This is a genomic window from Thermogemmatispora sp., from assembly GCF_019683635.1.
In the GTDB taxonomy this organism is placed as follows: Bacteria; Chloroflexota; Ktedonobacteria; order Ktedonobacterales; family Ktedonobacteraceae; genus Thermogemmatispora.
Genome location: NZ_JADGIA010000267.1, coordinates 1 through 5920 on the forward strand (window position 1 = coordinate 1; position 5920 = coordinate 5920).

General features: G+C 59.0%; 5 protein-coding genes. 1 reads left to right on the forward strand and 4 read right to left on the reverse strand.

What is annotated here, in order from left to right:
* Nucleotides 1–317: 317 nt before the first annotated feature.
* The 3 genes from IRZ31_RS19640 to IRZ31_RS19650 all read right to left on the reverse strand — a co-directional run bounded on the left by IRZ31_RS19640 (nucleotide 318) and on the right by IRZ31_RS19650 (nucleotide 3415).
* Complete coding sequence (locus IRZ31_RS19640) at nucleotides 318–788, reverse strand: CBS domain-containing protein (protein WP_297156915.1); 471 nt, start codon at nucleotides 786–788, stop codon at nucleotides 318–320.
* Between the two features lie 567 nt (nucleotides 789–1355).
* Nucleotides 1356–2561, reverse strand: a complete 1206-nt coding sequence (locus IRZ31_RS19645) for an alpha-hydroxy-acid oxidizing protein (protein ID WP_297156917.1) — start codon at nucleotides 2559–2561, stop codon at nucleotides 1356–1358.
* A gap of 176 nt (nucleotides 2562–2737) precedes the next feature.
* Nucleotides 2738–3415 (reverse strand): helix-turn-helix domain-containing protein, encoded by a 678-nt coding sequence (locus tag IRZ31_RS19650; protein ID WP_297156920.1) that lies wholly within the window; start codon nucleotides 3413–3415, stop codon nucleotides 2738–2740.
* Between the two features lie 504 nt (nucleotides 3416–3919).
* Between IRZ31_RS19650 and IRZ31_RS19655 the strand changes: the two genes are divergently transcribed.
* A complete protein-coding gene (locus IRZ31_RS19655; RefSeq protein WP_297156923.1) occupies nucleotides 3920–4828 on the forward strand; it encodes a Rieske 2Fe-2S domain-containing protein in 909 nt (302 codons plus the stop codon).
* Nucleotides 4829–4983: 155 nt separating this feature from the next.
* On the opposite strand, the gene IRZ31_RS19660 is transcribed toward IRZ31_RS19655, so the two are convergent.
* Nucleotides 4984–5232: a helix-turn-helix domain-containing protein gene (locus IRZ31_RS19660; RefSeq protein WP_112428347.1), complete on the reverse strand. Its 249-nt coding sequence runs from the start codon at nucleotides 5230–5232 to the stop codon at nucleotides 4984–4986.
* Between the last annotated feature and the right edge of the window lie 688 nt (nucleotides 5233–5920).

Consider the following 5920-nt stretch of genomic DNA (forward strand, 5'->3'; position numbering starts at 1 on the left):
CTCACCGGCCTTCTCCTCAAAATAGCGAATAAGGACCATCTGGTAATAGTAATTGAGCAGCGTTTCGCGGTCCGTTCCTTCGAGCAGCGAAGCAGGGGAACGGGGGGCATTCGACCCGGCCCCCTGCGCTGCTGCCTTCCGTTGCTGTCTGGTCTCCATAGGTACACTACTTCTTCTTTCTGGCTAATCGACACTGCCTCAACAAGATGAGCTTGATTGCTATCGATCCAATCGTCCTAACGAGCCGGAACAAGGAAGAGCGCAGAGCCAGCGCCCTGCTGCTGCCTGGGCGTCGTTCTTACCAGGCGAGCAGACGACTAGAAACCAGGAGGAGCTGGCTCGGCTGGCGCCACCATCTGCGGCGCTGCACAGCGAGGGCAGCATTCTGGCGGTACTTCGCCAGGTGCGACCTCGCCACATACAGGACAGGTCCAGCGCGTCGCCACCTCCCTGACCAGATCAGCGCGACTCACGATGCCCACCAGCCGCCCCTCACGCAGCACCGGCAAGCGCCGAATACGCCGATTGACAAGCAGCTGGGCAACGTCCTCCAGGTCAGTCTCCTCGCTGACACTGATCAGACCACGGGTCATAATCTCTCGCACAAAGCGGCCCTGACGCGCCAATACATCATGCTCAGTGACGAGGCCGGTGATCATCCCCTCTTCATTGACCACAGGCAACCCACTGACCCGATGGCACGCCATCAGGGCTGCCGCCTGCTGTCGCGTCTGGTCCTCACGGACCGTCACCACCCGTGTGGTCATAACATCTTTGACTTTTCTCATCGCCTGTCATCTCCTCTGAGCTTCCAGTCTGCAGGAGTAATGTGTTCCTCACCGACAGACAGAATACCTCATCCTCTTGCAGGCGATGCACTTCTTCTCTGAACCCTCTGTTGAAATGCTCTTCTGTTCCTTCTTGTTACTCGACTCTTTCAGCACCTGCCGCCGCCGACTCTCTTCACTCGCCGCCCGGCAGCCTGCTGTTCGTTAGCGAGCGGGCACTATCTCGCCCGGAAAACAGGAGTCAGCGCCGCGACAAGCCTGTTTCCTGGCAACCTCCCGGCGCTCTTGAGTACGCGCTCACCGCTTCGTCTGATTGGCTGATTGGTTCGCCTACACCCTCAGTTAGCCAGCTAACGACTCGCTGCCCCTTCTCTGGCACACACTGCCCCTTCGTGGCCAGAGAGGGGAAGAGGGAACCAAGTGTTCTGCTGCTATCGTTAGGCCAGGCTTTCTTCAGGACACGTTTGTCAGAACCAGCTGTCTCGTCAGCGAGACGCCCTTCTGATTCTGGCCGCTTTCCTTGCCTGCAGACAGAGGTGGCGCTCCTCGCTTTTCCCCCTTATCTTATCACGCTCTCTCCGCTTTGGCGAGGGCTGAACGATCCAGCGAGCTGACAGAGACGAAACCACTCAGGGCCAGGGTGAGGTCCAGGTCGGCCAGCATATTCTGCAGGACCTCGCGCACACCAGCCTCCCCGCCTAAAGCCAGCCCCCAAATATAGGGGCGCCCCAGCAAGACGGCCCGTGCTCCCAGCGCCACCGCCTTGACAATATCGGCTCCCTGACGAATGCCGCTGTCGAACAGCACGGGAACCCGCCCGGCAACGGCCTCCACTACCCCCGGCAAGGCCTCCAGCGCAGCAATGGCCCCCGCAACCTGGCGTCCTCCGTGATTGGAGACAATCAGGCCGTCGACACCGCACTCCACCGCCCGCCGCGCATCATCAGGATGTAGAATCCCTTTGAGCAAGACGGGCAATCGCGTATGCTGACGCAGGAAAGCGAGATCTTCCCACTGGAGTGTCAGATGGCCGAAGCTGGAGACGTACTTCTGAATAGCAGGAAATGGGTTTTCCTCGGGAGGCTGCGGCAAATCTCGGCGGAAGACAGGATCGCTCAAGTAGTTGGCTAATCCCTGCGCTTGGAGAAACGGGAGATAGGCCCGCTGCAGATCGCGCGGACGCCAGCCAATCAAGCGTGTATCGAGTGTGACCACAATTGCGCCGTAGCCGGCTCGCTCAGCTCGCTGAACAAGGCTCGCACAGAACTCAGCATCGGCAGGCCAATAGAGCTGGAACCAACGCGGTCCATCGCCTGCTGCCTGAGCTACTTCCTCCAGAGTATAAGAGGAGACCGTGCTCAAAATAAAGGGAATGCCCAGCGAAGCCGCGGCCCGCGCCACTGCCAGCTCGGCTTCGGGATGGATGATCGATTGGACACCGATCGGGGCCAGCAACACAGGCGCTGGCAGGCGCAGTTCCAACAGCTCGACGCTGAGATCACGCTGCGCAATATTGCGCAGCATACGCGGGACGATCGACCAGTGCTGAAAGGCAGCAAGGTTAGCCTGCATAGTATCTTCAGCGCCAGCGCCCCCAGCCACGTAGTCATAAGCCTCGGGGCTTAGGCGCTCTTTGGCACGCCTTTCCAGCTCCTGCGCATCCAGAGGTAAGGCCGGAAGCTGTCCCTGTAGCCCCGCCATGTAGATTTGAAACTGGCGTTCGCTGCCATAGGGCGGCGAGACATGGCCGCCCTTGTGGGGAGTCTCTGACATCGCGGCTCTGTCCTTTCCTTCCCTGGGGATTGCTGCAAGGCCGTTTCCTCTTCATTGTACCATGTCAGACTCTGCTGTTGAAAGCGGCAAAGAGGACGAACAAGAGAGCACTGAAAGGGGCACCCCCTGGTCCCGCCCGGACCAGCAGATCGAGGCCGTCAAGATCGGATTGAAGCTTAATGCTCAGAGACGAGATCGATCTCAAAGCAGCACTGCGGTCGCTCCGCGCAGCGACAACAAGTCCGCACAGGCAAAGCTGTCAACTCAGCCAACAGTGCTTCGACCAGCAGACAGAGACGGGGATGAGAGGGGATCAGCGCAGCCAGTGGACAGCTTGCGGCCCGTAGACGAGCCTGCCCGCCAGAGCAATCGCCCAGCCCCTCCATCACCACCTCCAGCTCAGCCAAGGCCCCCAGTTCGTTGAGCACCGCCACTGCCCAACGCACGCGACTCAGCGGCTTGCTCGCCCCACCTTGGTCATTGGCTCGCCAGCGCTGCGCCAGGCGTTGGCCGAGGGTCCGCAGTAGGCGCTCTAGCTCGGCAGCAGGAAGCTGCTCGGTCAGTAACTCAAGGAGTGCATCGAGAGTCGGCAGGTAGGCGCGCGGGAAGAGGCGATCAGCAGCCGGCGCCAGCTCGTAAAGATAAGCTGGCTTCCCTTGAGCAGCACGCCGCTGTCCCCGCTGGACAACAAAGCCATCACGCTCCAGCGCCGCCAGATGAGCACGCACGGCATTATCGGTCAGCCCTAGCTCCTGGGCCAATTCTTCAACCGTGGCCCCCTGGCGAGAGAGTAAAGCCACAATACGCCCGCGCGTGCTCCTGAAAAAGCGCCGATGCGCCTGATCACCAGCCATCGATGTTGCACTTCCTGATCGAGAGAAAAAACAATTAGCGCTTGCTTTGCCCCAGTTTAGCAGAGAGCCTGCCTCATGTCAATAAATTCTTTGACTTTCTTGACTTTCCCCGGAGAGTATGGTATATCCAAAAGAGGGAGAGAGTCCGGGAAACTGCCCGATGCGCTAGTGGACGGATCGGGCAGGCTTTTTTAGCCAAAGCACAACTGCCTGCTATCTGCTGATGCCTGTCTGCTTCCTGCATTGCGGGAGCGGCTAACCAGAGACGGAGGGGCAATGGCGAGCAACGCCAGCCGGTCGAGGCCTGGCCAGCGCACCTGCTGACATGGTCAAGGCCCACTGTATGCGGTCTTGCCAGCCATTGCCCCTTTCTTTCCGTGCACAGAGACGAGAGGCGTTCCACCTGACAACATGCAGCAAGGACGAAAAGCAAGGCCGCTCTTGAGGCCAGAGTTGGAGCGCGGGCAGGCTATCAGCCCTTGTGAAGAGACGAAGGAGAGCACCATGAGCGACACGACACATGAGCCGGTCCCGTCAACGGCCAACGTTTGGCAGTCTTTCGCCGACCGCTTTGGCGACAGTCTGCAGGCCCTGGCCCGCGTGCTGACTGGAGGTACGCAGAAGCCGCCACGCTTCCTGAAAAGCTTACTCAGCGGCACCTTTGCAGGTCATCCCCTACACCCGGCCATCACTGATATCCCGATCGGCGCCTGGACCCTGACCGCCATTTTCGACATTATCTGGCTGGCAGCGCCAACTAGCAATAGCTGGGCCGCGCGCGGGGCGCTGATCGGAGCCATCATCGGGTTGATCGCTGCTCTGGGAGCACTATTTACCGGTCTGGCCGACTGGAGCGATACGTATGGAGCAGAGCGAACGGTCGGCTTCTATCATGGTTTGCTCAATACGGCGGCTTTTCTCCTCTATTTGGTCTCATTTATCCTGCGCCTTCTCTCTCCTCTGAACGAAAACATCGCCGCCGCCGTGCTCGGCTTCATCGGCTTCGTGGCTATTCTGGTGGCCGGCTACCTGGGCGGAGACCTGGTCTTTGTCAAGGGCACCAACGTTAACCATACCGCCTGGGAGGCGGCAGGCGAGGACTTTGAGCCAGTCCTCCCGGCAAGCAGTGTCGAAGAGGGACGCCTCTATCGCGTGACGGTGGCAAGTGTGCCCGTAGTGCTGCTCCGTCGCGGCGAGCAGTACTATGCAATTTCAGCAACTTGTCCCCATGCTGGGGGACCACTGGACGAAGGAACGCTGGATGGGGATGTGGTGGAATGTCCCTGGCATGGTTCACGCTTCTGTGTGCGCGATGGGCGAGTATTGACTGGCCCGGCGACCGTGCCGGCTCCGCGCTATGCGGTACGCGTTCGCAATGGCCAGGTTGAACTACGCCGTTTGGGTGGACACTGATCAGACAGACGGGAGGCCCCCTGTAGCACTCCTCATCTCAGCATAGTCCCAAGCGCCACTTTCTAGACAAAAGGACCCGAGGGTATCTCCCTCGGGTCCAGCTTCTTTCTGACTGTGGTCAGATCACCGCACAACTGCCACTGATCTGACCCGCTTCACGACGCGGCAGTCGCGGGAGTGTTGAGCAACTCGTCCAGCGTATTCTTCTTGACACGATAGACCTCACGCTTGCCCTTATGCGGCAAGGTAATGGCCTGCAGTGCACCAGTCTTGATCCAGCGGCGCACCGTGGTGTCATCAACACGCAGGCGCTTCGCTACCTCGCTGACAGTGAGCAGCTCTGTCGTATACTCTTCACGAGAATCGCGCTCGCGATCCACAACTGCACTTTCCCGACGAGCCATAGGTTTCCCTCTCCTCTCTACTGAATTCGATTGGATTACAGTCCCAGGCAGTTCGCCTGGAGCATTCTATCATTTCCAGCTAATATGAGTAAAACACTCCTCTATTAAGAGGAACTGTGAATTAGCTGAAATTTCGCTGAGAATTCGGAACTCCCGATCTACCCGTCCCGCCAGGGAAGCGGCTCAGTTTGCCTGAAAAGGAAGAGACAGAACCTCAGCAGCCTCCCCGCTTGGGGCCGGGAAATTGAGACTTTTCACTTCTCCGATTTTATAATAGCACATTTCCGATCTATTATCCAATCCACTGGTAATAACAACGGGGAAGCCGGATAATCTTCCCGGCCAGCGAACAGCCGTATCTGGAGAGGAGAGAAGCGGGGAACTGAGGGAGAGCAAGGGAGCATCAGGGGGCACAAGGGAGCACAGAAGCACCTGATCAATCCGGCAAAGCAGAGGAGAAGCGGCACAGGCCATCAGAGCGTTGCGCCCGTTGATCCAGCACGACTCCTCATTACCAGTAGGATTGATCCGTTCTCCAACACTTACCCATTGAGGACAGAGCCTGAACAGTGGTTGGTTCCTGCTTCACCCAGGGCAGTTTCACCGCCTCCCGTGAGACGGCCAGAGCTGCCCTGTCCACAGGCGTGACTTCCCGAGGAACTCCCGGTAGTTCTCAATGCTTCCTGCA

Bases quoted from the DNA above. Each gene is read 5' to 3' on its own strand.
- IRZ31_RS19640 (WP_297156915.1), bottom strand. From the start codon at position 788: ATGAGAAAAGTCAAAGATGTTATGACCACACGGGTGGTGACGGTCCGT.
- IRZ31_RS19645 (WP_297156917.1), bottom strand. From the start codon at position 2,561: ATGTCAGAGACTCCCCACAAGGGCGGCCATGTCTCGCCGCCCTATGGC.
- IRZ31_RS19650 (WP_297156920.1), bottom strand. From the start codon at position 3,415: ATGGCTGGTGATCAGGCGCATCGGCGCTTTTTCAGGAGCACGCGCGGG.
- IRZ31_RS19655 (WP_297156923.1), top strand. From the start codon at position 3,920: ATGAGCGACACGACACATGAGCCGGTCCCGTCAACGGCCAACGTTTGG.
- IRZ31_RS19660 (WP_112428347.1), bottom strand. From the start codon at position 5,232: ATGGCTCGTCGGGAAAGTGCAGTTGTGGATCGCGAGCGCGATTCTCGT.